The 25,672-nt window shown below is 33.9% G+C and carries 24 protein-coding genes and 1 pseudogene; 2 read left to right on the forward strand and 23 right to left on the reverse strand.

Going from position 1 to position 25,672, the window contains the following annotated elements; all coding sequences use genetic code 11:
* Positions 1–132 precede the first annotated feature (132 nt).
* Together QYS48_RS15760 and QYS48_RS15765 are read right to left on the reverse strand one after the other, a co-directional pair.
* A complete protein-coding gene (locus QYS48_RS15760; protein ID WP_308356762.1) occupies positions 133–1,179 on the reverse strand; it encodes a polysaccharide deacetylase family protein in 1,047 nt (348 codons plus the stop codon).
* A 362-nt stretch (positions 1,180–1,541) separates the two neighbouring features.
* On the reverse strand, positions 1,542–2,489 hold the full coding sequence (locus QYS48_RS15765) for a GNAT family N-acetyltransferase (protein WP_308356763.1): 948 nt from the start codon (positions 2,487–2,489) through the stop codon (positions 1,542–1,544).
* Positions 2,490–2,658: 169 nt separating this feature from the next.
* Between QYS48_RS15765 and QYS48_RS15770 the strand changes: the two are divergent.
* A pseudogene (locus QYS48_RS15770) lies at positions 2,659–3,039 on the forward strand (GxxExxY protein).
* Positions 3,040–3,080: 41 nt separating this feature from the next.
* Here QYS48_RS15770 and QYS48_RS15775 read toward each other — a convergent pair.
* Together QYS48_RS15775 and QYS48_RS15780 are read right to left on the reverse strand one after the other, a co-directional pair.
* Positions 3,081–4,244, reverse strand: a complete 1,164-nt coding sequence (locus QYS48_RS15775; RefSeq protein ID WP_308356765.1) for a glycosyltransferase — start codon at positions 4,242–4,244, stop codon at positions 3,081–3,083.
* A gap of 431 nt (positions 4,245–4,675) precedes the next feature.
* The gene (locus QYS48_RS15780) at positions 4,676–4,855 is read right to left on the reverse strand and encodes a hypothetical protein (RefSeq protein ID WP_302100542.1); all 180 of its coding nucleotides are present in this window, start codon (positions 4,853–4,855) and stop codon (positions 4,676–4,678) included.
* A gap of 72 nt (positions 4,856–4,927) precedes the next feature.
* On the opposite strand from QYS48_RS15780, the gene QYS48_RS15785 reads away from it, so the two are divergent.
* Entirely contained in the window at positions 4,928–5,941 is a 1,014-nt protein-coding gene (locus QYS48_RS15785) for a hypothetical protein (RefSeq protein WP_308356766.1), read from the forward strand.
* Between the two features lie 286 nt (positions 5,942–6,227).
* Here the strand turns inward: QYS48_RS15785 and QYS48_RS15790 are convergent, their stop codons facing one another.
* The 19 genes from QYS48_RS15790 to QYS48_RS15880 all read right to left on the reverse strand — a co-directional run bounded on the left by QYS48_RS15790 (position 6,228) and on the right by QYS48_RS15880 (position 25,452).
* The gene (locus tag QYS48_RS15790; RefSeq protein WP_308356767.1) at positions 6,228–7,175 is read right to left on the reverse strand and encodes an NAD-dependent epimerase/dehydratase family protein; all 948 of its coding nucleotides are present in this window, start codon (positions 7,173–7,175) and stop codon (positions 6,228–6,230) included.
* Between the two features lie 199 nt (positions 7,176–7,374).
* Entirely contained in the window at positions 7,375–8,511 is a 1,137-nt protein-coding gene (locus QYS48_RS15795; RefSeq protein WP_308356768.1) for a glycosyltransferase, read from the reverse strand.
* Between the two features lie 195 nt (positions 8,512–8,706).
* The gene (locus QYS48_RS15800) at positions 8,707–9,888 is read right to left on the reverse strand and encodes a glycosyltransferase family 4 protein (protein ID WP_308356769.1); all 1,182 of its coding nucleotides are present in this window, start codon (positions 9,886–9,888) and stop codon (positions 8,707–8,709) included.
* Positions 9,857–10,726 carry a sulfotransferase gene (locus QYS48_RS15805; protein WP_308356770.1) on the reverse strand — a complete coding sequence of 290 codons (870 nt, stop codon included), beginning with the start codon at positions 10,724–10,726 and terminating at the stop codon, positions 9,857–9,859. Before QYS48_RS15805 ends, QYS48_RS15800 begins: the two co-directional genes overlap by 32 nt.
* A 221-nt stretch (positions 10,727–10,947) precedes the next feature.
* Positions 10,948–11,721, reverse strand: a complete 774-nt coding sequence (locus tag QYS48_RS15810) for a polysaccharide deacetylase family protein (protein WP_302100528.1) — start codon at positions 11,719–11,721, stop codon at positions 10,948–10,950.
* Positions 11,722–11,726: 5 nt separating this feature from the next.
* Positions 11,727–12,257, reverse strand: a complete 531-nt coding sequence (locus tag QYS48_RS15815) for a serine O-acetyltransferase (protein WP_302100527.1) — start codon at positions 12,255–12,257, stop codon at positions 11,727–11,729.
* 101 nt (positions 12,258–12,358) lie between these two features.
* The gene (locus QYS48_RS15820; protein ID WP_308356771.1) at positions 12,359–13,270 is read right to left on the reverse strand and encodes a sulfotransferase; all 912 of its coding nucleotides are present in this window, start codon (positions 13,268–13,270) and stop codon (positions 12,359–12,361) included.
* Positions 13,267–14,376, reverse strand: coding sequence for a hypothetical protein (locus tag QYS48_RS15825; RefSeq protein ID WP_308356772.1), 1,110 nt, complete (start codon positions 14,374–14,376; stop codon positions 13,267–13,269). Before QYS48_RS15825 ends, QYS48_RS15820 begins: the two co-directional genes overlap by 4 nt.
* Entirely contained in the window at positions 14,373–15,866 is a 1,494-nt protein-coding gene (locus QYS48_RS15830) for an oligosaccharide flippase family protein (RefSeq protein ID WP_308356773.1), read from the reverse strand. Before QYS48_RS15830 ends, QYS48_RS15825 begins: the two co-directional genes overlap by 4 nt.
* Entirely contained in the window at positions 15,859–16,548 is a 690-nt protein-coding gene (locus QYS48_RS15835; RefSeq protein ID WP_308356774.1) for an acylneuraminate cytidylyltransferase family protein, read from the reverse strand. The genes QYS48_RS15830 and QYS48_RS15835 overlap by 8 nt, the downstream gene beginning before the upstream one ends.
* Positions 16,548–17,591, reverse strand: a complete 1,044-nt coding sequence (locus QYS48_RS15840) for a nucleotidyltransferase family protein (protein WP_308356775.1) — start codon at positions 17,589–17,591, stop codon at positions 16,548–16,550. The genes QYS48_RS15835 and QYS48_RS15840 overlap by 1 nt, the downstream gene beginning before the upstream one ends.
* Complete coding sequence (locus QYS48_RS15845) at positions 17,588–18,259, reverse strand: PIG-L family deacetylase (RefSeq protein WP_308356777.1); 672 nt, start codon at positions 18,257–18,259, stop codon at positions 17,588–17,590. The genes QYS48_RS15840 and QYS48_RS15845 overlap by 4 nt, the downstream gene beginning before the upstream one ends.
* The gene (gene neuC, locus QYS48_RS15850; RefSeq protein ID WP_308356779.1) at positions 18,259–19,425 is read right to left on the reverse strand and encodes a UDP-N-acetylglucosamine 2-epimerase; all 1,167 of its coding nucleotides are present in this window, start codon (positions 19,423–19,425) and stop codon (positions 18,259–18,261) included. The genes QYS48_RS15845 and neuC overlap by 1 nt, the downstream gene beginning before the upstream one ends.
* Positions 19,426–20,385: a GNAT family N-acetyltransferase gene (locus QYS48_RS15855; RefSeq protein WP_308356780.1), complete on the reverse strand. Its 960-nt coding sequence runs from the start codon at positions 20,383–20,385 to the stop codon at positions 19,426–19,428.
* A gap of 1 nt (position 20,386) precedes the next feature.
* A complete protein-coding gene (gene neuB / locus QYS48_RS15860; RefSeq protein WP_308356781.1) occupies positions 20,387–21,418 on the reverse strand; it encodes an N-acetylneuraminate synthase in 1,032 nt (343 codons plus the stop codon).
* Positions 21,415–22,407, reverse strand: coding sequence for an NAD-dependent 4,6-dehydratase LegB (locus QYS48_RS15865; RefSeq protein WP_302100511.1), 993 nt, complete (start codon positions 22,405–22,407; stop codon positions 21,415–21,417). The genes neuB and QYS48_RS15865 overlap by 4 nt, the downstream gene beginning before the upstream one ends.
* Positions 22,397–23,356, reverse strand: a complete 960-nt coding sequence (locus QYS48_RS15870) for a hypothetical protein (RefSeq protein ID WP_308356782.1) — start codon at positions 23,354–23,356, stop codon at positions 22,397–22,399. The genes QYS48_RS15865 and QYS48_RS15870 overlap by 11 nt, the downstream gene beginning before the upstream one ends.
* Positions 23,357–23,362: 6 nt before the next feature.
* Positions 23,363–24,799, reverse strand: coding sequence for an MBOAT family O-acyltransferase (locus QYS48_RS15875; RefSeq protein WP_308356783.1), 1,437 nt, complete (start codon positions 24,797–24,799; stop codon positions 23,363–23,365).
* 215 nt (positions 24,800–25,014) lie between these two features.
* Positions 25,015–25,452 carry an ArsR family transcriptional regulator gene (locus QYS48_RS15880; RefSeq protein WP_308356784.1) on the reverse strand — a complete coding sequence of 146 codons (438 nt, stop codon included), beginning with the start codon at positions 25,450–25,452 and terminating at the stop codon, positions 25,015–25,017.
* Between the last annotated feature and the right edge of the window lie 220 nt (positions 25,453–25,672).

Below are 25,672 nucleotides of genomic sequence, written 5' to 3' on the forward strand. Positions count from 1 at the left end.
AGGCTGCAACTAATCACAAAGACACGAAGACACTAAGGGTTTGAAATGAATAGATCTTGTTATATGATTTCCAGTGAAAATCAATATTGACTAACAAAATCTATAATTACTATACATTTATCAAATTTTGGTCTAATTCCTTTGTGTCTTTGTGCCTTTGTGGTTCAAATCAGCCTTGGGCTGTAATATACTTCCATCTTCCAACTTCTCCGCTATCTCCCCCATATTCAAACTCTTCATACCGTACTCCTTCTGCAAAAAGCTGAAATGAGTCAATATCTCTCTCAATCCATCCAGATTCTCTTCTGAATGATTGCCGAAATTATGAGGATGCCACCATAAGTGATAAAATTCAGCCTTTTGAGCTGCAATCGTCATTTCTTTCTTTATACGATTGATCTTTTTCTTATTTAAGAATAGCTCCTTAGGATTATAAGGTCTTAATAATCGACTAGCCGGTAATAAATACACGCCTTCTTTTTGCTGAATAGCATTTATACCATAAGAAGTTTTACCGCCAATATTAAAATAAGCATCTAAACCACGATTTAATCGCTTCCATTTGCTTTCATTTAATGCTCCATCGGAAATATCCCACCACCAATCCACTGGATTAGAGCGGATAATTTTAATTCCATTCTCACTGCATACTTTTAAATAATCAGCATTGAATTGGTTCCGGGGAAAAACTAGGGATCTTAACTTTTGCTCATATTTTTCAGAAGCCTTTGTAATCGCTTTACAGTCTGCATCAAATTGCGCTAAAGTTTGACCTTTCTCATTACAATAATAGTGGGCAAAGCTATGCGAAGCTAGTTCCTGGCCTCTTCGACTTATAATATCTTTAATTAGTGAATCTGCATAATGGTAAGGGTCTTCTTGTTCGTTCTCACCAATACCAACAGATTCAAGAAAATGATAAGCGGATAAATGCTTTTGATCATAACTTGGTTTTTTATCAGGAAAATTTGCTTCAACTTGATTCTTATTTTCATGCATCAGCAAACCCACTGTAGCCCAGCTCACATGCACTTCATAATGCTCAAATAAATCTAACAACTGCGGGATAAGCTTTCGAGTATTGAGAAAGTATTGCTTTTTGGCTTTATCCAGAGGCCATTTTTCAAAGCCACCCCAGTGAAGCTCAAAGTCAAGTGATATGGTGAAAATTGAATTCAAATTCTAAGTTTTTATAACTACAAATTTACATAAATATTTATCAGCTAAAGCTGAAACCTGAACCACAAAGGCACAAAGACACTAAGGTTTTCACAAAGAAAACTATATTTAAACAGAGCTATTAAGCTATTACACGAGTAAAACTTGTATCTCTCTGATATTCAATACCAAATAATAAATATTTGTGAAATTAATTATTAGATTCCATATAAATAAATTTAACATGAAGTATGGAGATGGCATGAGATTCGAGCTTAATTATTAAATAACCAATCATTAATTACTAATTATTTTTCTTTGTGCCTTTCCCGATAAATGCGGGACAGGCTGTGTCTTTGTGGTTACCCTGCAGCCTTCGGCTGTTAAAAGACCTCCAAGTCACCCAAAGCAGGATACCAATTTTTAAAATTTCGGAACTCATCCAGATCCTTTTCCGCTAAAGTTCTAATGGTCACATCTGGCCCTAATTTTTTATTTTGTTTTAAGATGCCAGGAAGCTTTACAGACTCAAAGCCACTGATGCTCATATAATCAAAATCATTTTGATAGTAGATTTCATCCAGTAATTGTTCCACAGAATGCTTGTCACCAAATACATCACAAACTCTTAGCTCTACTCCTAAACCTCCAGCTTTTAAACGAAAAATCACACAGGCTTTTGTATTGAAATGAGCATAATATGGAATAATAGGAATCTGCTGATAGCGCCATTTTAAGTAGTCTAATGAGTATTTAGAGTTCCATTCTGATGATGCTTCAAATTTGAAATTAAAATCAATTAGAGCTTTTTCCAAATTGTAATCTTGAGGATTCAGCAATTCTAAAAATTCCGTTTTTTGATCGCCTTTTAGTTTAGCAATGGCAATACGAATCGGTTTCTTTATACTAATTTGAATTGGTAATTTTCCGACTTCCTCCCAGCCCATTTTTAAATAGCCTGGCTTAGATTGATTATTAGGTGTATTATATACTAAATGGATTCCTTCAGCTTCACATTGTTCTAATAAACCTAAGGTCAACTTCTTGAAAATTCCTTTCCCCTGATGGTTAGGATCGGTAGCAGTATCAACCGCTCTTATAGCTCTGTATATCTTAGCCTCCTTTTCCCAATTCCATTGCATAAAAGCCCGCACTCCAATCAGTTCTCCCGCTTCCTCTGCTACCCAAACTGGTGATGCTCCAAATGGATTATTAATATGCTTCCATTGCCAGTATTCCTCCGATTTTGGCATCATAGATTCACCCAAACTGGCTTTAAGCAGCTGGATTATATTTGGAATGTCTGATTGAGTTGAAGGTCTTATGTTCATTTTTTGACGGCTAAGCCGCTAATTAACCACAAAGACACAAAGGCACAAAGAAAAAGAACTAAAAAGACAAGTTCATTCTGGATCATCCTATTTGCTTTTAATTAATTTTTATTTGTATTACTTTAACAAAGTATAATTATTATACTATTTCAACCCAAAACCATATCAAATGAGTGAAAATGAATTATCTAAAATTGTAGTTAATGCAGCTTATCAAGTCCACACTGAATTAGGTGCTGGATTACTGGAAAACGTTTATCAGGAATGTCTATTTAGTGAGTTACAAGATGCAGGAATTAAGGTTAAGAAAGAAGTTGCTTTGTCAGTTGTTTACAAAAATAAAAAAATTGAATTAGGATACTGAATTGACCTATGGATTGAGAATAAGTTAATAATCGAACTAAAATGCGTTGATTCTTTTATGCCTATCCATAAAGCTCAGTTATTAACTTATTTAAAACTTACCAATAATAAATTAGGACTGCTGATAAACTTTAATGTTCCCTTAATCAAAAATGGGATAAAAAGAGTAATAAATGGTTATTTATAGTCTTAAAAAAACTTTGTGCCTTCGTGTCTTCGTGGTTCAAATCAGCCTTTGGCTGTAGCCAAATAAACCTCTTCAAGTTCCCTCACCATCCGTTTCAAACTAAAAGCCTCTTCCACTCTCTTTCTAGCTCCTTTTGCTAGTTTGGCTCGCAATTCCTTATCTCTTAAATGCTCCAATTTCTTAGCTAAGCTTTCCCACTCCTTTACAGCTACCAACAAACCACTTTTACCCTCCTGAATTACCTCTTTTACTCCACCCGCATCAGTAGACAAAATCGCACATTCCATGCTCATGGCCTCCAGTAGTGCTATGGGTAAGCCTTCAAATTGAGAACTCATCATAAAGATGTCCATCATGGAAAACCAATCTTTGGTGTTGGTCTGTAGGCCAGGTAAAAATAACTGCTTTTCTAAACCCAACTCAGTGCGTAATTGCAATAATTGAGCCGCAAAAGGACCATTCCCCACTATCACTCCTCTTAAATTCGGATTTTCTTTGGCAGCCGTATGAAATACCTTTATCCATTCCACTAAGCGCTTTTGAAAACGGAAAACGGCAATGGTACCCACTACCTGAAGCTCATGATTATCTCTCTTTTGTCTGATTAGCTCTTGCAAAACTTGTTTTCCATTATCAAAAGGCAGTTCGACCGCCTCTGCATCATTTGCTCGAAAAGTAATCGCACTGGATTCATCAGCTAGTGCTTCTACTGCCGAAGCCGTCTCATCCAAAGTCTGTCGTTGATAGAAATCGGTATTGACGCCATTTAGAACCGTTTGTACTGGCACCTTGGGCTTTATATTTTGCTGAATAGAAGTATGCACATCAGCGCTTACCGCGATGGCTTTCGATTGCCAGTTGAAAGTTAATTTATTCAGCCAGAAGGTCACTTTATGATAGCGTTCCTGCTTATTATGTTCGGTATAAATCAAAGGCACCGGATTGCTTTTATGCAAAAAGCGCGCTAAAAAGCCAGCCCAGGGCAAATGGGCATGCACCAAATTGATGTCATGCTTTTTGATATAGTGGTCGACTTTATCAATCTGTCGCATCAGCTGTATATTATTTTTAGCGGGCAAACAACTCACTTTAGCACCCGCCTCTTCCAAAGCCGCCACCATCTGATCTTTCCAGGGTAGGAAGTAGATATAATGAAATTCAAATTGGTCTTTATCGTGTAGTTTGAGCGTTTCCGGTAATAGCATCTCTGCTCCGCCCCTACCAAGGGATTTAATGATGTGAAGGACTTTTGTTTTAGGTTTGCTGGTTGTCATGTTGGCAAGTGTGCAAGTAATTGGTTAAATGGTAATTAGTAATGAGTAATTAGAAATTAGTTAATTATTGAACTGCTGAACATTAATTTTATGGAAAACTTTCCTATTTTCTACTCTCTAATCAATAATCTCGGCTAATTATGCAAAGCTATGATATTTTTTTAACCACAAAAGAGGCAAAAGAAAACAAAAGTTTACCAATCTACCTGTTCTGAGAATCGGAAGAGAATTAAGGATGGATGTTATAATTATGTGATTTATTAATTAATTACTAATTCGTAATTATTAGTTAAAAATACAGTCTTTTTCCGTTGTAAGAAAAGCATAGTCTTGAATTAATTATGCAAAGCTTTGCTGACTATTTAATTAGAAAGTATTTTTACAAAATGATCTACGGCATCTTCATCATTATCCTCTCCTACTTCATTTCCATGCAGGTGATAGACCGACTGATGCCAGTTCGTAAGGGCCTCAATAAATTTGGCCTCCCAAACCACAGCACTAAAGACAATAAGTTTCTCAAGCAGCTTTTTTGGTATCATCTGTTTTTGTCTTTGGTTTATTATACTTATGCACTGTTTAATCCTTCTGACTCTCAATTTTACTATGAGAAGGTGATAAATAACTTTAGAGGGCCTGAATGGATGGACTTTTATGGTACTTCTACCACTTTTATAGAATGGACAGGATATCCTTTTGTAAAATGGTTAGGCTTCTCTTATGAGGCAATGATGGCTCTATTTGCCTTATTTGGTTTTTTAGGATTTATATATTTTTACAAATTCTTTAGGGAGAGAATTGCTTTTAAAAACACCTTATTTGGTTTTGACCTCCTACATTTATTTTTCCTACTCCCCAACCTTCACTTTTGGTCAGGTTCCTTTGGGAAAGGTTCTTTTATTTTTTTGGGAATTGGATTACTTTTCTATAGCTTAAACAATATTAAAAAAAGATATTGGGTATTATTGGTGGGAGCATTGATTACCTATCATATTAGACCACATATTTTACTGGTAATTCTAGCTTCATCTTTGATTGGTTTTACCTTTAGTACCAAAGGTTTAGGTTATTCTGTGAAGTTCATAATGATTGCAGTAGCTACAATTGCGCTAGGCTTTATTTATCAAGATGTTTTGAAAATGGTGGGCTTAGAAACAGACACCCTATTCACTGAAGGTTTAAATATGGACCATAGAGCTTCTGAATTAGCAAAAGCTACTTCCGGTATAGACATTACTACTATGAGTCTGCCTGAGCAAGTCTTTACTTTTCTTTTTAGGCCCCTCTTTTTTGATGCTCCGGGTATGTTAGGGATTATCGTATCCTTTGAAAATGTGTTTCTATTGGGAATTACATTGGCTTTTGTATTTAAAGGAGGAATAGCTTATATAATCAAAGGAGATTTTGCCGTGAAAACTGCTTTTTTTAGTTTTATCACCGTTTCTATCGCACTAGCACAGATTTCAGGCAATTTGGGAATTGCCATCCGGCAGAAAAGCCAGGTAATGATTTTATTTCTCTTTGTAATCATTCAGATGTATGATGATAAGAAAAAGGAGGCTTTTAGGGCAAGAATGAGGAAAGTAAGGAGGCAAAGGGCTGCTGAACCAGCTAAAGCTGGTAGATAACCACAAAGTCACGAAGGCACAAAGTAATTCAGCTAAAGCTGAAACAATAATCTCGCAAAACCAGTCCCGCACTTTAGTCGGGAGTCGCAGTGACACTAAGGATTATTAACTTGAGCACAAAAGCTATTTCCAAGCGTCATTGCGAATCCATATAGGGTGAAGCAATCTATTGTAAGCTAAAGCACACTTGAGATTGCTTCATCCCTAGCAATGACAGTAAATACTGTCATTATCATTAATTCTCATTTTTCTTTGCGCCTTCGTGCCTTTGTGGTTCAATACAGCCTCAGGCTGTCCCGATGAGTTTAGCCAATCCTTCTTTAAGATTGAATTTGGGATTGTAGTTTAGTTGGTTTTTGATTAGGTTTATATCCGCAGCACTTTTTTTGATGTCACCTTTTCTAGCTTCTTGGTATGTTGGGTCATTAGAGTATTTCGTTAGATTTTTTAGCACATCGTACAATTCATTTAGAGAAGTCGTTTGTCCGCTCCCTACATTATATAATCCAAAGGTTATTTCAGATTGGGCTCCTAACAACAAAGCTTGCACTACATCGTCCACAAAAACAAAATCACGGATTTGTTCCCCATCTCCGAAGATTTGAATGGGTTCTCCTTTTTGCATTCTATCCATGAAAATGGAAATCACACCCGAATAAGGTGAATCTGCTCTTTGTCCGGGACCGAAAACATTGAAAAAGCGAAAACCTACGCTTTCAATATCCTCCCATTCCTGAAATGCTTTGGCATACTGCTCATTCAACAATTTGCTTAAGCCATAAGGGGATTGTGGGTTTAATGTAGCGGTTTCTTGTATGGGCATTTGCATTTGCTCACCATAGACTGCGGAGGATGAGGCATAGCATAGCTTTTTGACTTTAAGCTTTCTTGCCAATTCCAACATATTGATAAAACCACTTTCATTGGTTCGGTGCGTTAAAAATGGCATCTCAAATGATTTAGGAACACTGACCACTGCTGCTAAATGGAAAATGTAATCTAAATCAGTGATAGATTCCACTGTTGAAGGTTTGGCAACATCCTCATTGATAAATGCTACTTCAGGCAATCCAATAATATCTTCTATATTACTTTGAAGACCAGTAGATAAATTATCGATGATATAAAGCTTAGCAGGTTTTTCTCTAATAATGGTCTTAACCAAATGATGACCGATAAAGCCCGCTCCGCCTGTAACTAAAATATGTTTGCCTTTTAAAAAACTATAATTCATTTAAATTGATTTTTGGAGCTAAAGCTCTTTTTTGAACCACAAAGTCAGGGAAACACAAAGGTTTCACAAATAAAATTTTAATAAAAAAGTGGTTTTAGCATAACTATGTATTTTTAAACTGAATTATTAATTACTAATTAATATTCTTAGTGGCTTTGTGCCTCCCGACTTCTGGTACGGGACAAGTTTTGTGGTTCCATCACAGCCTCCGGCTGTCTAAAACCTCTTTATAGTAATCAGCGAATTTTTCCGCTATGACCTCATTCCTAAAATCCTTTTGCACTAATTCATAAGCTCTTTTGACTCTTTCTTTAGTTGCATCAGGATTCTCAATGGTTTCTATGATCGCTTCAACAAAGCCTTCCTCATCTCCTTTTTTCATCAAAATACCAGTCTGTTCATTTTTTACCACTTCCCCGACTCCGCCCACATTATAAGCCACAACAGGTATTTGGCAATCAAAAGCCTCTAAAATAACGCCAGGTAAGCCTTCAATGATACTGGGCAATACAAAAACATCCGCTTGTCGAACATAGTGCATAGGATCGGATTGAAAACCTAAGAATTCCACGTAATTAGTAATCCCCGTATCTTGAACTAGTTGTTCAGTTTCTTTTCTTAAAACTCCATCACCAACTAATTTAAGTTGAGCATTTGGATATTCTTTTAATAGCTTTTTGAAAATAGAGAGTAGACCTTGATGATTTTTCTCAAAACTAAAGCCTCCAACATGGACTATGCACAGTTCTCTTTTTCCCGATTCGTTCCTCTCGGGATCTCCGCTTTGCTTCGACAATGACGATTTCGTGTCAGGACCTTCGCTAAGCTTCGGTTCAATACCAATAGGTATTACTTTTGATTTATTTTCTGTATTAGGAAATAAATCATTCAAATCTTTTTTTGACTGTTGACTTACAGAAGCAATACCCTCTACATTTTGGTATAAAAATCCATTTAACTTTTTAATTACAGGATTTTTAATATACAAACTGACCATAGAGGCATTTCTGAAGACAATGGGCTGTGGCCAGCCATGCATTAGCTTTGAAAGCACGGCATATTTTAAAGTATCTCCTGCATTGGCTTGGATAATATCAGGTTTTTCATTTTTGATGATTGCAGCTAAGCTTTTAAAGCCAGCAAAATCCAACCATCTCAACTTGCTTGCTAAACCTAAATGAATTTGTTTGCCTGAAAACCTCAATTCACCTGCTCCTTTAAATAATGATACTAAAACTACTTCATGACCTTGAGCCTGCAGATGATTACTCAACTGGCTTGCAAACATTTCAGCTCCGCGTAGCTGGGGTTTCTGTATGATCTGTATAATTTTCAAGCTAATATTTTAGAGAGCTAAAGCTATTATTAAACCACAAAACTTGTCCCGTACCAGAAGTCGGGAGGCACAAAGACACTAAGTTTATTAAGAAAGTATAAAAAAGATAGTTAAAATAATTCTGGCCCAACAAAATAATACTTTCATTTAATGTCTAGTGAATTAAAATTGCTTTGTGACTTCGTGTCTTTTTGGTTAGCTACGGACTTTGTCCGTCAATACACTTTTGTAGAATTCCAACATCTCCTCATGGATTTTATCAATTTGAAATAGCTTTTCAAACCTTTTAAAACTATACTCACCCATTTCTTTTCTTAGATCAGCGTTTTCAATTAACTCTTGAATTTTTTTGGCAAATTCTTGCTCATTTCCTGCTGCAAACATCAAAGCATTTTTATTCTTTTCCACTACTTCATTTAGTACCGGAATATTTGAACAGATGATAGGTAATTCAGCTGCTTGTGCTTCAATTAATGATCCACCTAAGCCTTCGTATAAGGAAGGGAACAAAAAAATATCAGCAGCTTTCATAAACTGTGCAACATCTGAACGATGACCTAAGAAATGAAGAGTAAGGACTAAATCTGTTTCTTTTAAATAATTTTGTATGCTTTTGCTGGCGTTCCCTTCTCTCCCAAGAAATAGCAGTTCGATTTTATTTTTAATCGGAACTGGAAGTCTAGCTAATGCTTTAAGTGTGTGAATATGCCCTTTTTGAAATTCTTGGCGGCCTACTTGAAGAAGCCAGATTTTATCGGGATTTAGACTTTCATTTTCAGCTATTTGAGTTCTTACATTTTCCCTCTCACAAGCATTATCTTTCCGCCCTCTAAAGATGACATTCATTTTACTCGCGTTTAAACCTAGATAAGACTGATAATGCTTTTTAACTGTTTCTGTAATTGGAATATAAAAATCTCCGAATAGGTGAGCAGTAAATTTATCTAATAATCTGTAGCCAGTTAGTTTATAAGCTGATAAGTTTTGATCTTTTAATCGGGAGGGATCATATGTGCAATTCACCAAGCTTTCTACTAAAGTAAAAGAGGTGAATAATTTTGACAGTCTAGCTCGCAAAGTTGCTTTAAATAGTACCGAATGCACTAAATCAGGATTAAAGGCTTTTATCTGACCGGCTATTTTTTTTGCCGTTTTTATAAGATTTCCTTTTTTCAGAAAAGTAACATCAAAGCCTGCTTCTAGTATCTCCTTTTCAATCCCAACGGTTCTATGTTCCAACACCAAAATTTTAATATCTATTCCTTGGCTTCTTAGAAAGTACCAAAGATTGGCATTACTACGCTCCGCTCCCCCTGTGCCAAGTGAATCTTGAATGAATAATATCTTACTGAGGCTTTTCTGCCTGGTAATAGCCATAGTGCTTAATTGCTTTTTCCGCGTTTTGATTTATTAGACCCCAATCCTGTTTACTTAATCTTTGAAAGCTCTTATCATTTTGATTCATAATTTTCATAGATTTTCCGTGAACTTCCATTTTTTGTGTAAAAATTCTAGGATCGAAGTATCTAATTCCTAAGAAATCACAAATTTGATTAGCTAATTTTTGGGGGTCAACTGTAAAGTCTTCGTAGGATAATTCATATAAATTCTGAATTTTTTCTTTTTCATTTTCAAATACGGTTTGAGAAGCTACCCATTGCTGAATGCAGAGTTCCAAAGGATATTGAACACCATATTTCTGTGCTTGCGCTCCCATAGGTTTGGCTTTACGCTGAATCCCTTCCGCTACGGCATAAGGATTTCTTCTGATATGGATAAAATAGGCATCAGTAAAATATTTTTGAAAAAAGTGAATTCGTAAGATATTTGAAATAGATTTTTCAACTACAATACTAGAAGTTTTAGGAATAAAGAATGCCCAGTGGCCTTTAACAATTTGAGCTTTTTTTTTATTAAGTTTTAAATCTGATGATCTAATCATTTCAGCACATTTCCACCACATTCTACGCCAGCCAAAATCCTCTGGTCTTTTGAGCTGATTCGTTAACATCACTCCCTCATCAGGCAGTACCGTTAATTGTGGATGTTGACTTAGCAATTCTGCTAACAAAGTGGTACCAGAATTATAGCAGCCCAATATAAAAACCCATTTTTTAGGTTTTAATGGTTTTTGAGTAAGATTTAGAAAAGCATTTAGAATTACGCTGTTTCTAAAACGAGTATATATACGAACTTTTAAAGGTTTTTTACTCAAGTTTTTACCGAATTAAATGATATGCTACTAACTAACAAACCCCTGTTAAATATGATCGAAGAGGGCGGGTTGGAGGACAAAACATCGGACCAGAGAAGCAGCTTTGTTTTTTCGTGACTTTTTGTTTCCTTTTGATCCCTGTCCCGACTAATTCGGGAAAGAAAAAAGAAAAAGTAAAAGGCTTAATACTTAACGATACCATGATATAGAATTAATGAAACTCACCTCTTTAAAAACCTAAACAACCTCTTCCTCAACGGTAAAACCTTTGAATGCCATCCACTCAAAATAAACCTAAACTTCCATAGCGGTGTATCATCATTCACGCTTAGGCGAGAAATCCTCATCGGATTTACCTTACCCCTATTGAGTTGATGATTAAATAAAAAAGCATACTTCACTCCTTCTTCTATTAAAACCTTTTCTGCTAACTCATTATAATTGCCATTAGGATAAGCAAAATATTCGTAGCCTTTTAAATCATACTTCTCAAAGAAAGCTTTTGTCTTTCTCAACTCATCTCTTAGCTCCTCTTCCGTGCATTGATCAAACATAGGATGCGTAAAACTATGATTGGCAATCATGATCCCCGTTTCCTGCATTTCTTTTAATTGAGCAACTGTTAATTGCTGCTGCTTCAATGGTGGCAGTTCTGAATTATCCCTTAACTCTTCTAAATAATCCAATCTTTCCTGATTGGGGATCAATTTTAACCTTTGAAGTTCTTTAGATCCTTTTTCATTCCCCAAATAATACATCACTTCATCCCACCAAAATGGTATTTCGGTATTTATTAGTGAAGGGATAATAAATAAAAAAGTAGGGATTTGATATTGCTTTAATAAAGGAAAGGCATTTTTGCAGAAGGATAAATGCCCGTCATCAACGGTAATTAATACTTTTTGTGACTTTAAATATTTAAGGTGTTTTCCAAGATTATTATTAGGATTAAAAGTGTGGTAAGCAATGAATTTTTTAAAATTTGCAATATTCATTAAAACTAGTTTAAGGTATTATTTACATACCCAACAGAACCTTTATAATTAATTATTTTGGCAGGATTCCCACTTACCACAGCATTATCAGGTACATCAAAGTTCACAAAACTTAAAGGTGCAATTAATACATTATTGCCTATCTTAATATTGCCTACTACAACAGCATTAGCACCAATCCATACATTGTCACCAATCGTGGGACAGCCTTTTATCTTACCTCTACTAACATATCCTATTGTTACTCCTTGCGCCAAATTACAATTTATACCGATTTTAACATGCTGATTAATAACTATGTTTCCAAAATGACCTAGAAACAGGCCGCCACCTATTTCACAAAAATGAGGTATTTGAAAACCATACTTTACTTTACTTGATTTAAGTAATAGTCTGCTAATAAATCCTAAAGGATGTGCTAAACCAAATTTTTTTGACCATCGGAAATAATGACAAAATCTATATCCAGGCCGTCTAATAAACTCTCTAAATGAATTACTGCCATACCTGAGCCTGTCCATCTCTAAACTATTCATTCGTTAATAATTTTTACAATATTAATTTAAACAATATTATTCTAGATTTTACAATGTTTGTAAGCAACATGTGAACGCTAAAAGAATTAGACATATATAAGCTATAACGGGTAGCCATAAGACTCCAAGTCTAGGCCTAGATTTGTCATTATCCAGTTATTATCTGCTCTAAAATATTTTACATATTTTTCAGAAACAGCATACTTTTGCGTATTTTTATTACTGATAAATTTACTAGCAAAATTAGTAATGCTTTTATGTTTATTATTGCTATAAAAATTTCTCCACACTCGTAATTGTTCCTTTGATATTATTCTATTGCTATGTAGACAATCAACCACTTTGTTAAAAGGGTAATTTACCAATCTATGCGCTTCTATTAACTTAGGATTTTTACGAACGTTATTTATTTTTTGGTAATCCTTCTTTATTTTAGGTACCTCACCCAACCATTTATAAATTTTAGATAAAAAATCATCTTGATTCTCAATTAATTGTTCATAAAGTAGAATTTTCACATTATGCTGACCAAAAACATTATGATATGTTGTTATTAATGAACTATAACAAAGCTTTTCTACAATATTATGAGCAATCCTTTCTTCAAAAAATTGGTCAAACTTCGTATAAACATAACCTCTATTTACAACTCTGTAATTATAAAGAGATTCTAAATAACCTATTTGATGTCTCAAAACAAGCAGAATTTTGGCATTGGGAAATAGAAACTTGAGTCTATCAGCAACCTTATTTATATTAATTATATTATTGTTCTCTATATCTCCAGAAAAGTACTCCTGACTTATAAGCATCTTGTTACTATTTTTTGATTGAATACATCGATCTTTAATCTCGTTCAAAGCCTTTTTTGAATCAAATTCATCATTAACGAAATACTCCCTTCTTGGAATAGGTACAAAATTAATATTGATATCTCTGAATACAGACTGCTGCAAAAATGAGCTTGCTGTTTTGTGTAACCCTATATGAATAAAAACTTCATCTTTCATCATTCTAAAAGTTTTAGAAGATAGGGATATGTTAATTCCTCTATTGTATCTTCTTCTTTTATATTTTTTTTAAAATAATGCTTATAGCAATCTTCGTTTACGCTCAACTTGATATCATTTTTATTGATTTTTTCATCTATAAACACCTTAGTTATATCAAGAGTATACTGAAAATTATTTATTGCTTTCTTGACTAACTTGTGGTTATTAAATTCATGAAAATCCAAAAGTAGTATAGGTTTTTTGTAAATAACAGCAAAATTGATGGCTGTAGAATAATGCGTAACCACTAATTTAGAAAATTTAACCAGTTCAGCACTACGACTTTTAATCACCTTAAATGGAAAACTAGCTAAGTATTCTGGATATTTTTCAGATTCGGGATGAGCTGCGATTAAAATAGGAAGTTGTAAAATTTCTTGAATTTCTGAAAGTGTACCTATTAATTTCCTTTTATATTTTTCTTTATCGATAAAATTTTCACCTAGAGAAGCCAGAACTGCTGGTTGATGGCAGATCATTTGATCAAGAAAGACTACATAATTCTTTGGGAAATCTATAGGTCTCTCAGTTTCAATAAGTCGTATATATTCATTGTAGTCTTCACTATGCTGTATGACTATTTTTTTTGGGTCATTAGGAAATTTGAGCCTTAAAACATCTTTGGAAGTAGCCAATAACAATACATCTGGTTCATACTCGTATCTGATTGGCACAAAACGTTTCAGGTATTGAAATATATTTGAATTATTTAACCATCCAGATGTAGGTGCCTGCTTTGTTATTCTTCCAATCCAGGCAAAATTGTCGTATTTTCTTATTTGTTCTATAAATGAAGGATATTTACGTTGCAGGCCAAGTTGAGAGATAAAAACAACTCTACCGGTTAGTTCTGAAATACTTAAATCTAGTTCTTCTCGCTTATAAAAAATTTTTATTAATCCTTTTAATGAGTTTGGTATTTCTAATTTAAAACCTTCAACGGCATTTACAATTTTACCTACATGCCAAATTTCAACCTCATTTCCATTTTGTTTTATTTCTGCAATATCGTAATTCCTATAAAGATTACTTCGAATCATTCTTAGCTCTACAAATATTACTTTCATGTTTTTTTAATTTTCTTTATTATACGTATTGTTAATCTACGGTTGGAAATAGCTACTATTAACATACCAATAGAACCAATTATAGTAGAGTGACCAAATAGCGAGAGCCAAGAGTCGATTGCATATAAATAATCCCTTAAGAGATACAAAGCTAATGCATAACCTACAAATGGTAAAAATGCCTTTAAGATAGACCCCTTTAAATACTTTAGCTTATCAACGTTAATTACTGGAAAGGCATACATATATTGAAAAGGAAGTATAGCTAAAGCAACTATAATTGTCGCATAAACGGTACCTTCCAAGCCGAAATAATTAGCTCCAAAATATCCAATAGGAACGTTTAATATAGCAAATACTATAGTTATTATAGAAATAATCTTAATTTTACCTATCCCATGGAATATTTGCATGAGAAAAGAGTTTGATTTCCATACTATTTGGAAAAGACAAAGTAATTGAGCTATCCAATAATACTCTTTATACTCATCACCTACCCATAAATACAAAAAAGGCTTTACGAAAAAGAAAGCAGATATACTTATAAGTGCATTGATAGAATTAAATAACTTTGAACCGTTATAGATAAAATCATTTATGACCGATTCATTTTGTACTGCATTTTTGTGACTTATGTAGGGCATAATTGCCGAGTTGAATGTTCCGATTAAGGTACCAATTCCTCGAAAAGGTGTATTTAGAATTTTGTAAACGCTTATTAATTGAACACTAAGAACCGCTCCTATTATTATATTGTCCAAGTTAAATAATAAAATACCTGCAATGCTAGTAAGAGCAACCCATCCACTGTAAGCAAATATTAGTTTAAAAATGTCCTTATCTAATCTTGGAGAAAATTTATAGGATGGAAGAGTATTTTTAATAATAATAAACTTAATTATAAGTCCTATTAAAATAAAAGAATTTTGAACTATAAAAACTTCCACCACCCCCTTACCCATTTTCAATAATATAATAGCCCCTATGAAGCCTAGAAGTTGACTTAAAGCGGAAATTGTATTGTCCAAAAGAATTTTTTGTAAACCAATTAGTACATTGCTTGAAACAGTAGCAGGCCAATAAATCAGTGTCCAAACACCAGCGAAGGTAAATAAACTGTAAAAAGTTGACCTTTGTTGCGCCTTTATATCAAACCAGTGATCTAATTGGAAAATGCTAGTAGACCATAATAAAATAGAAATAACTAAGCCTATTATAAAATAATAAACGAAATTATTATTAATAATTCTGTTTAGCTTATCGTAGTCCTCAAGAGCATTAAATTGTGCAATGAACTTGGCAGATCCTTTTGGAAAGCCTAAATTAAGTACAGCTAGGCTACCTGCAATAGATTGAACTAAAAGATAAATACCATAATTCTGATAACCCGCGAATTTGATAAATAAAGGAACAGTATAAAAGCTTAAGACAAGTAATAGAATTTTCAGAAAATACTGCGAAACAGTATTTAGTATTAGTGTTTTAAGCAATTCTTAATTGTTTTTGAATTAATTTGGCAAATTTAAAATCAAGTTCACTATCAATATCTATTGATGCTATATCATTCATAGGGTATTTTTTAAGTCGTTTTAATTGGGTTAATACTTTCGTATTTAAACTAGCCATATTAATTATATAGATTGCCCCATTAATTTCCCAAACTTTGGGTATATCCTGCCTTCTTGTAAAATCACCTTCCTTCGATTTTCTCAAATAGCCTTCTTCATTTTCTTCAAACAATACATAATATGGGTTTGACTTCGTTTCCTTTACAGAAACCACCATATCTAATTCATTATGATATAAGTATAAAGCTTCCTTAATATGTTCCCCTGTTCTAAAAGGTGAAGTGGGCTGTAGTAAAATCAGTGTATCAGGGTAATAACCATTTTCTTCTGAAAACTTAATAGAATGTAGCAATACTTCCTGAGTTCCAGCCTCATCAGTAGCTAATTCTCGAGGTCGTAGAAATGGAACTTTAAGTCCAGTTCTCTCTACAACTTCTTTAATTTCTTCATCATCAGTACTTACCATTATGTATTTATCCTCAAATACTTCTCTTGCAGCTTCAATCGTATAATAAATAAGAGGCTTCCCTCCTAGTTCTTTAATATTTTTTCGAGGAACACCTTTTGAACCTCCTCTTGCTGGTATCACTACTAATGGCTTCATTAAAATTTTATATGTTTATAATCTTCTTGGGCTTTCTGGAAATCTTCATGTTTACCAATATCTAACCAATAGCCTCTGAGCGGATATGAATTCACTTTTTTCCCTCTAATTATCAGCTCTTCCATTAAATCTGTTGCATTGTAGAATTCATTTTCAGGTATTAATTCCAACAATTCTCTTTTGATCAAATAAATCCCACCATTGGAATAATAAGTATAAGTAGGCTTTTCTTTAAAAGATTTTACACTTCCCTTCTCCATTTCCAATACAGCATAAGGAATTAAGACTTCATAAGGAATAGTGACTACCGACAGATCGGCACCTGATTGGATGAAATCTTTATAGAAATCTTCATAATCAAGATTTGTTAAAATATCGGAATTGGTGACTAAAACAGTTTCATGTTGAAAGTTTTTTATAGCTCTTGCGGCTCCAATAGTACCTAAAGGTTTCTCCTCAGAAACATATTTAATTTGTACACCCTTACTTTCTCCTTCTTTAAAATACTCTTTCAATTGGTTTCCAAGATAATTGATGGAGATCCAAAAATCATCGATTCCGTAAGTAATTAAACGATCAATATTATGTTCAATTATGGGTTTATCCGCTACTTTTAATAAGGGTTTAGGAATGTCATTGGTTAAAGGCTTTAACCTAGTACCTTTGCCACCTGCCATAATAATAGCATCAATGGGCAAATAGGATTTTAGAAATCTAAAATTGATAACATTGATGACCTGATGGGCATCATTTAGAACTGGGATAATTTTTAGATTTGCAGCCCTAAATTTTTCTAAATCCTCTACATTATAACTTGATTTGAGTATGTATTTTGGATTGGGTTGTATGAAGTCAATCACCTTCTGATGAATTGACATATCTTTTAGCAAGCCTCTTCTTACATCACCATCAGTTAATGATCCTACAAGCTTCTGCTCATGATCAACCACAAATAAAATAGCATCTGCAGCCAGTACATCTAATTTTGCAAGTGCTTCTTTTATGGTACTATCTTGGTCAACTAGGTGCTTTTGATAATTCACTTATCTATTATTTTAAGGGCTTGAAAAGCTTCAGCGTATTCCACACCAACTGTGGCCCCTCTGTAAGTCGCTAATGCTTCAATGTTTCTTGCTGATCTGGGAAAAGGATGTTCACCCAATTCTGAATCAAATATTTTCATGATCTCAATTTTTTGATGACAAAATTCACTGATGTCCACAAAGTAATTAGGAACAAAAGCCTTTTCAGCAAGTGCTGGAGCAAATTCAGTTTCAGAAAGGCATTCGTAAAGTAATACTTTCTTAATAAAAGGATATCTAAATGATTTAGTACAGGCCATTACCGCATCAAACAAAACTCTATGATCTGAATGGGCATCTGATCGGTTTAAACAATAAATAACCTCTGGTTTAACTTTATTAAATACCTCAGAAATCTCAGGTACCATCTTGATAATACTAGCACTACTAAGGCTCATAGTCGGATAATCTAACAGGAATGTCTTCTCGAATCCAAAAGCCTTAGCTACTTTCTTAATTTCCTCTTGCCTCGAATCTACTCTTTCTTTAGAAAAACCATGTTCTTCAAACACATTGGTAGCGATCAACCAAGTTACCTGATCACCATTTTTTATATGCTTTAATAATGTACCGCCAGCTCCAATAGTTTCATCATCAGGATGGGCAGAAACTACAATTACATTCTTCATTAATAGGTAATATTTTTATAAATCAAATTCTTATTGATTTCAACAGAAGTTAGCACTTCAACTGCTTTTTCTGCTGAATTTCCATCGCCATAAGGATTTTGCTTTTTGGCTACTTTTGCAAGATACTCTTCGTTTGTATTGACAAAATCTATTGCTTTCACAATTTGATCTTTATTATTATCAACAAATATCACATTATCTCCATGTACTCTTCCCCTTTGCCTGCTTCCAATATTGATAGCAGCTAATCCTAAAGAAGGAGCTTCTAATAGGCCGGAGCTAGAGTTGCCCAATAAAAAATCAGCATTTCGAAGTAAATTTACATACTGTAAACGATCTAAATTTTTGAATACTTTAAACTGCTTTGGGTATTTCATGATATACTCATCATATGCTCTTATAATCTCTGAGCTTCCAGCATCAGAATTAGGATAATTGATAAAGCAAAAATATCCGGATTCAGCTATTGCTTCTAAAGTAATAAGAATTCTTTTTCTTTGCTCTTCCACTTCAGTAATAATAGAATGCTGAATTAAAACACAGTAGTCTTTATCTTCACTGATGCCAAAATGCTTTAATACATCATTTTTTGAAACAGTTTCTATTGCTAAAAATCGATCTAAGGCAGGATTTCCCATCACCGTGATTCTCCAATCTTCCTCTCCTAATTTCAATAAATTTTTCTTGTGCTCTTCCAAAGTTGTAAAATGAAGATGCGCAAACTTACTGGTTGCATATCTTACCGAATTATCAATATTTCCGTCCTTTGCTATATCTCCGCCAAAAAAATGAGCAACTGCAATATCCATAAAAGCACAACTCATGCTTACTGAAATCGCTTCTTCTCTATCGCCTGCAACCAATACTATATCTGGCTTTTCTCTTGATAAAGTCTGCACTAACAAAGGAATTTGATTACCGATAGAGGCAATTCTAGCCAATTTTTGATCTGAATCTAATAAACTATATATTTTTTCAGAAATCCTGAAATGATCTCTTTCAATATATTCAGCCGTCAGTCCATATTTCTCTGATAAATGCGGCCCCGTAATAATGATACTAAAATCAATATCATCTCTTTGGTTTAGTTTTTCATAAATACTAAACATTAAATCATATTCAGAACGAGCACCCGTTACGGCAATAATTTTTCGCTTCTTCATCATTTAAAAAACATCGGAATCTCCCATGGTTAAGTCCCATGAATTAAAATACTTTAAGACTTCACATTTTTCAGAGAATGCACGATAGCCCATAAAAGTGAGAGGTTTTTCTGGTCTAAATTTATTCCGCTCCAATAATTTATGTCTTGGGTCAAATATTGGCATCCAGGTATTCAAAGAAATGATAGTTTCTCCTTTATCCGAAAGAAAACTTAAAACTGCTGAGATTACTTCATTAATAACCTCAGGATTTGCATCATAACCATGCTCAAGTATATCTACTTCTTTAGTGCCAGCAGAATCAAATGAATCAATAATTTTTATTACTACAAATTCTAAATGATCAGCATCCGCCAATTCTATAATATGATACTCATTATCTGGATGATCTCTATACCTCCAATTTAAATAATTAGCATCCTTATGAACCGAAATTTCTCCTTTATTATTCTCTTTTATTTTTGCAGCATGTTGCGCTGAAAAATCATAAGCAGTACGGTAATTTACCTTATCATATTTATTAAATACCTCACTAAAAAGTCTTAAAGAATGCACAAGGCTCACATCATTCCATTTCAATCTTTTTATTAATCCATAATGTGAATTTAAGTTAGGAAAGCCCCAGACAGCCTGTATACCATTATTCTTGTAAATATCGTGATATAAATTTTCTGCTAAGTCAGTAAAAATCCCCTTCCCACCATAATCTGGATGCGTCATGGTGGTCATCGATAAAGAGGTTAATACTTTTTCCTCCTTGATATTTAATATAACAGGAGAAACTGCATAATGCCCCACTAACTTATCCATGTCCCACATCAAATTAATTAGAGGTTCTTTAAGAGTGGGATTATTTAAATACCTCCATTCCCAAAATTCCTTTGTCATGTTTTTTCCAAAAGCCAAAGAAAATAGTTCTAATATTTCGAGCTCGTCTGAAGGTTTATATTTCTTTAATTCCATATCAATAAAGGTCTGAATATGATAGTTTAGATCCTGGGTCAAGTTCTTTCTTTGCTCTCTTCCCTATTATGCTTTCCAACTCCATAGGAGAAATTCCATCTCCTGGTCGAAGCATTATTAGGTCCTCTTCGGTTAAGTGCTGATCTTTCCCTATGTGATTCTTTATATGAATGCTTTTACGTCCCAGCTTTTTATTAGTGACCTCACTCTTACTCACCTCTTTAATACCACTCCCTGCAATGGCAATTTCAATATTGCGAATAGCTTTCACCATTGATACTAGTTCATCTGGTTCTAAGGAAGCTTTATGGTCAGGTCCTGGTAAATTTCTATCTAAAGTAAAATGTTTTTCTATTACTTTTGCACCTAATGCTACAGCTGCAGTTGGCACTTCAATTCCTAAGGTATGGTCTGAATAACCTATTTCAACACCCAGTTCCTTTTGAATATGCAACATGGCCTTTAAATTAACATCTTCCATTGGCGTTGGATATTCTGTATTGCAATGCAGCACTGTAATATCTTTACGTTTTACGCCAATTCGTTCAATCGTTTCAACAGCATCTTTGATTTCATCGATTGTAGCCATTCCTGTTGATAAAACAATAGGTTTTTTCTTACTGGCAATATGTTCAATATAAGGTTTGTTTGTAATTTCCCCTGATGGAATTTTAAATAAAGCCGGTTTCAGCGAATCTAAAAAATCAATACTTTCTTCATCAAAACCTGTTGAAAGAAACTTAATTCCTAATTTTTCAGCATATTCGATTAAGTCAAAGTGCCATTGCTCCGACATTTCGAGCTTTTTGAGCATATTATATTGAGAATCATCTCCGTCATTAATATTTCTGCTTTGATAATCCGCTTTTTTAGCTTCTTTACTTACAATTTTATCCGCCTTAAAAGTCTGGAACTTTACAAAATCAGCTCCAGCTTTAGCTGCTACTTCGACTAATTGCTTTGCCTTTTCAAAATCCCCATTGTGATTCACCCCGGCTTCCGCAATTATAATCGTTCTTTGTGGCTTAATCATATATTATAGATATCAGATTTATAGCTTCTTAAGTTTTCTTCTTTTGAAAACCATTCAATCGTTTCTTTTAATCCAGAATTTAAATCATGCTGAGCTTTCCAACTGGTCAGTTCTTTGATTTTTTTAGATGAGCCAAATAATCTAAATACCTCACTTTTTTCAGGCCTTAATCTATCTTCATCTGTTATAATTTTAGCCTCAGGATTTATAATATCAATTAAATTTTGAGCTAACTCTTGCATTGATATTTCAGATTCAGTTGCGATATTAATATGCTCGCCTATCGTTTTTTCTGATTTCGCTATTTCAATAAACGCATTTGCTGTATCTTCTACAAAAAGAAGGTCGCGAGTTGGTCTTAAATCCCCCAACTTGATTTCTGTCTCTCCTTTTAATAACTGAGAAATAATAGTGGGAATGATGGCTCGAGCCGATTGTCTTGGCCCGTAAGTATTAAAAGGTCTTACAATGGTAATAGGCAAATCAAAACTCCTGTAGAATGACTCAGCAATACAATCAGCTCCTATTTTACTTGCTGAATAAGGTGATTGCGGTTGTTTAGGATGCTCTTCGGTTATAGGTACAAACTGAGCTGTTCCGTATACTTCTGAAGTAGAGGTAACCAATACCCTATCAGTCCCTAAATCTTTAGCTGCTTGTATAACATTAAGCGTTCCTTTCACATTTGTATCTATGTACGAATCTGGTGAGTGGTAGCTGAAAGGAATGGCTATTAAGGCTGCCAAATGAAAAACAATATCCACATCCTTCATTGCCGTTCTTACCCCGTTCGGATCACGAATATCACCAGCAAAAAGTTCTATTTTCGCTAATTTATCTTTAGGTAAAGTATCTAACCACCCCCAAGAATTGAAAGAATTATAATATACAAAGGCTTTCACTTTATAGCCTTCATCAATCAATTTTTCAGTCAGATGGCTTCCAATGAAGCCATCTGCCCCTGTTATTAAAATATTTTTATCTTTCATTAATCAATACACTTAAATCTTTTTGTAATGCTTCACTGAATTTATTCGCACCTATATAGGTCATATGGACTGCGTCATAAAAATCGATTGAATCATTATAATTATTTTGCTTAGTTAAATTAAAATTTTTGTATAATAAATTATTCTCTGCTAGTGTCAATGATTCGAAAAATGAATCAAATTCTGGCATATTATTAATAGCCTCAAAATAATAATTTGTTATTGGTGCTTGAAATAGAAATATTTTAGTTTCAGGCAAGGTATTATGAATAAAAGAAATTCCTTTTTCCAGTTTGTCATTTTGATTTGGAGGAAAATCAAAATAGGTTTTTCTATCTTTCAATCCATGTGCATTTTGGTAATTTTTTTTCATAATAAATCCTCCGGGCAAATACATTTCTTTTTCATTTTCGGTTTTAGCATTAACTGGATTAAAAAAAAATTCAAAAACATTAATTATATATGTCAAAGTAATTATTTCCTTTCCGTTGGAATCTAGAAATAGTTGATTTTCAATTTCAGAAACCCTTGGTTCAATATTGGATATAAAATCAATTGAGGATTCTAGCCCATCGGAATTTAACAATCCAGGGAAAACTTCCCATAAAATGACTTTTGGTTTTAATTCTGCTAGATACTTATTTAATAAATAATTTGACTGGATAGGAGTCTGTCCGCTAGAACCTAAATTTAAAATACTTATACTCTTAAAAATTTGAGTATTTATGGACCGATAAGCATGGGATGAACCAATCACCAGAACATCAATATCTCTAGTCGTATCAGCTTCAGCTAATTTAGCACCTAATAGACCTGAACCATTCTTTTTATAGTTAATATTTGGTAAAAATGGGCTCGGAAATAATATATGTAATAGATATATAAATGGAGGTATTATTAAAACTGAAACAAAAGAAACTAATAAAAATCGCTTTATAAATAATTTCATCTGTTTTTAGAATTGAAAATAAATAAATTCAGTTTGGTTAAAATTCCCATAAACAATTAAAAAAATTACTATTAGAAAATAGACTGCAATCCTACTAATAACATTTTGAATTTTTACAGTAGAATTAAAACCTTTTGAACGTATTTTCCATTCAATTAATATAAATGGTAAAAATATAATTGGTAAATAATATTTAAATAATGAGAAATTTGACGGTAAAAATTCACTTTGAAAAATTTCAAAAAAGTAATTATTAGCATCTACTATCGAATTGGCTCTAAAAAACACCCAAGCCAGACAAGTCAATGCAAATGTAGTCCCCATTTGCCAGAGTTCTTTTAGGTTGGGTAGAAATCTATTTTCAGCTACGGTATCGGTATTTTTCCTGTTTTTACCCATTAGTAAAAGTGGGAGAAAATAAATTGCATTTAAAGCGCCCCAAACAATAAAAGTCCAGTTAGCACCATGCCAAAAACCTGAGACTACAAAAATCACAAAAGTATTGAAAACGGCTCTGCCCTTGCCTACTCTGCTGCCACCCAAAGGGATATACACATAATCCCTAAACCAAGTAGAAAGGGAAATATGCCATCTGCGCCAGAACTCTGCCATATCTCTAGAAAAATAAGGTGTCCTAAAATTAGTCATGAGATTAAATCCAAAAAGCTTGGCAGTACCAATGGCTATATCAGAATAACCGGAGAAGTCTCCATAAATCTGAAAAGCGAAGAATACTGCTCCTAAAATCAGTTCAAGGCCACTTGCACTTTGGTAGTTAGCAAATACTTCATTTACAAAAAGTGCGCAGTTATCGGCTATCACTACTTTTTTGAACAAGCCCCACAAAATCAGTCGCATGCCATCTGCTCCTTGCTCATAGGTAAACTCACGCTTGATCTTAAATTGAGGCAATAAGTTTACTGCTCTTTCAATTGGTCCCGCCACTAATTGTGGGAAAAAGCTCACATAAGCAAAAAATGCAATTGGGTCCTTTTCGGCCTTCATTTGTCCTCTGTAGAGGTCAATCGTATAGCTCATAGTCTGAAAGGTATAAAAGCTAATCCCTACAGGTAATATCACATTTAATGACCATGGGTTGGCTTGCACCCCTATCATGTTCATCATATCGGCAAAAGACTCGGCAAAGAAATTGAAGTATTTAAAAAAGCCTAGAAAGCCTAAATTGGTGCAAATACTTATCCACAGAAAAAGTTTTTTTCGAGCCTTAGTACTACTCTTTTCTATTTGCTGCCCAGCTATAAAATCTACCAAAGAGCTAAAAGCAATCAAAGATAGAAAACGCCAGTCCCACCAGCCATAAAATAAATAGCTAATGGCCAATAAAAAGAAATTCTGTGCCTTTAGGTGCTTCTTAAATACAAACCAATACAGCAAAAAGCTGAGCGGTAAGAAGAGAACAAATTCAAAGGAGTTAAAGAGCATTAGTTAGGTTGTCGGGTGTTTAGGTTGACAGGTTTTCAAGTTATATTGTTTACTTAGATTTACATTATACGTTTTTCCAATAAAGTATTTTAAGATTCCTACCTCCCGACTTTCAGTGCGGGACAGGTAACGCAGGAATAGCTTGTCCCGCATTTTAATCGGGAAAGGCTAAAGCACACCATTTCGTAATTCCAAAATTCGTTATTCATAATTAATCAACTTTCCCAAAGCAATAAACCCGCCTCAGCAGTTGGAACTTGTCCTACAAACTCTGTGGGCTCCATAAATAAAAAGCGAATTTTACGATCAATTCTCTTTTCGGCTATGCCGGTCATATTGGCGATGTATTCATGATTAAACTTATTACCAACTAATAGGAAGTCTATTATTCCGCCATCTATTCCTTTCGCATAATCACCAATCAAATATACCTTTTCTAATTGCCCTACTTTCCCAATGATCTGCTCTATTACGCGGTCTATTCCAATATATTTCTTGATAATGTTGTGAATATCTTCAAAAAGCGGGTGCTTTGTATTCGCCTGATATAATTTTTTATTGCCTTCGATATCTGCCTTCAACATCCCAGCCTCCTCAAATTTATTGAGCTCTAGGCGAATGGCATTGGTGCTTTCTCCGAATTCCCCTTCCAAGGAACGCAAATAGCTCTTAGTCTGCGCATTCAAGAAGAACTTAAGCAGAAGTTTAATACGGGTTTTAGAAGTGATGAGGGTGTCGAGCAATGTATGTTGTCAAGTTTAACACTTATTCAGTGTTTAAGTTGTCAAGTGATCAGGTTTTTAGCGATTTATAAATAGTTAGATGAAAGATGTAGGATGTTCGGCCTTCAACAGTTTTAAATAATTTACTATT

It is taken from the genome of Marivirga arenosa (assembly GCF_030503895.2).
GTDB classification, from domain to species: domain Bacteria; phylum Bacteroidota; class Bacteroidia; order Cytophagales; family Cyclobacteriaceae; genus Marivirga; species Marivirga arenosa.

What these genes read in the sequence shown, in the direction of transcription:
- QYS48_RS15765 (WP_308356763.1), bottom strand. Translation starts at nt 2,489, where the DNA reads ATGAACATAAGACCTTCAACTCAATCAGACATTCCAAATATAATCCAG.
- QYS48_RS15775 (WP_308356765.1), bottom strand. Translation starts at nt 4,244, where the DNA reads ATGCTATTACCGGAAACGCTCAAACTACACGATAAAGACCAATTTGAA.
- QYS48_RS15780 (WP_302100542.1), bottom strand. Translation starts at nt 4,855, where the DNA reads ATGATACCAAAAAAGCTGCTTGAGAAACTTATTGTCTTTAGTGCTGTG.
- QYS48_RS15790 (WP_308356767.1), bottom strand. Translation starts at nt 7,175, where the DNA reads ATGAATTATAGTTTTTTAAAAGGCAAACATATTTTAGTTACAGGCGGA.
- QYS48_RS15800 (WP_308356769.1), bottom strand. Translation starts at nt 9,888, where the DNA reads ATGGCTATTACCAGGCAGAAAAGCCTCAGTAAGATATTATTCATTCAA.
- QYS48_RS15810 (WP_302100528.1), bottom strand. Translation starts at nt 11,721, where the DNA reads ATGAATATTGCAAATTTTAAAAAATTCATTGCTTACCACACTTTTAAT.
- QYS48_RS15815 (WP_302100527.1), bottom strand. Translation starts at nt 12,257, where the DNA reads ATGAATAGTTTAGAGATGGACAGGCTCAGGTATGGCAGTAATTCATTT.
- QYS48_RS15820 (WP_308356771.1), bottom strand. Translation starts at nt 13,270, where the DNA reads ATGATGAAAGATGAAGTTTTTATTCATATAGGGTTACACAAAACAGCA.
- QYS48_RS15825 (WP_308356772.1), bottom strand. Translation starts at nt 14,376, where the DNA reads ATGAAAGTAATATTTGTAGAGCTAAGAATGATTCGAAGTAATCTTTAT.
- QYS48_RS15835 (WP_308356774.1), bottom strand. Translation starts at nt 16,548, where the DNA reads ATGAAGCCATTAGTAGTGATACCAGCAAGAGGAGGTTCAAAAGGTGTT.
- QYS48_RS15845 (WP_308356777.1), bottom strand. Translation starts at nt 18,259, where the DNA reads ATGAAGAATGTAATTGTAGTTTCTGCCCATCCTGATGATGAAACTATT.
- neuC (WP_308356779.1), bottom strand. Translation starts at nt 19,425, where the DNA reads ATGATGAAGAAGCGAAAAATTATTGCCGTAACGGGTGCTCGTTCTGAA.
- QYS48_RS15855 (WP_308356780.1), bottom strand. Translation starts at nt 20,385, where the DNA reads ATGGAATTAAAGAAATATAAACCTTCAGACGAGCTCGAAATATTAGAA.
- neuB (WP_308356781.1), bottom strand. Translation starts at nt 21,418, where the DNA reads ATGATTAAGCCACAAAGAACGATTATAATTGCGGAAGCCGGGGTGAAT.
- QYS48_RS15865 (WP_302100511.1), bottom strand. Translation starts at nt 22,407, where the DNA reads ATGAAAGATAAAAATATTTTAATAACAGGGGCAGATGGCTTCATTGGA.
- QYS48_RS15870 (WP_308356782.1), bottom strand. Translation starts at nt 23,356, where the DNA reads ATGAAATTATTTATAAAGCGATTTTTATTAGTTTCTTTTGTTTCAGTT.
- QYS48_RS15875 (WP_308356783.1), bottom strand. Translation starts at nt 24,799, where the DNA reads ATGCTCTTTAACTCCTTTGAATTTGTTCTCTTCTTACCGCTCAGCTTT.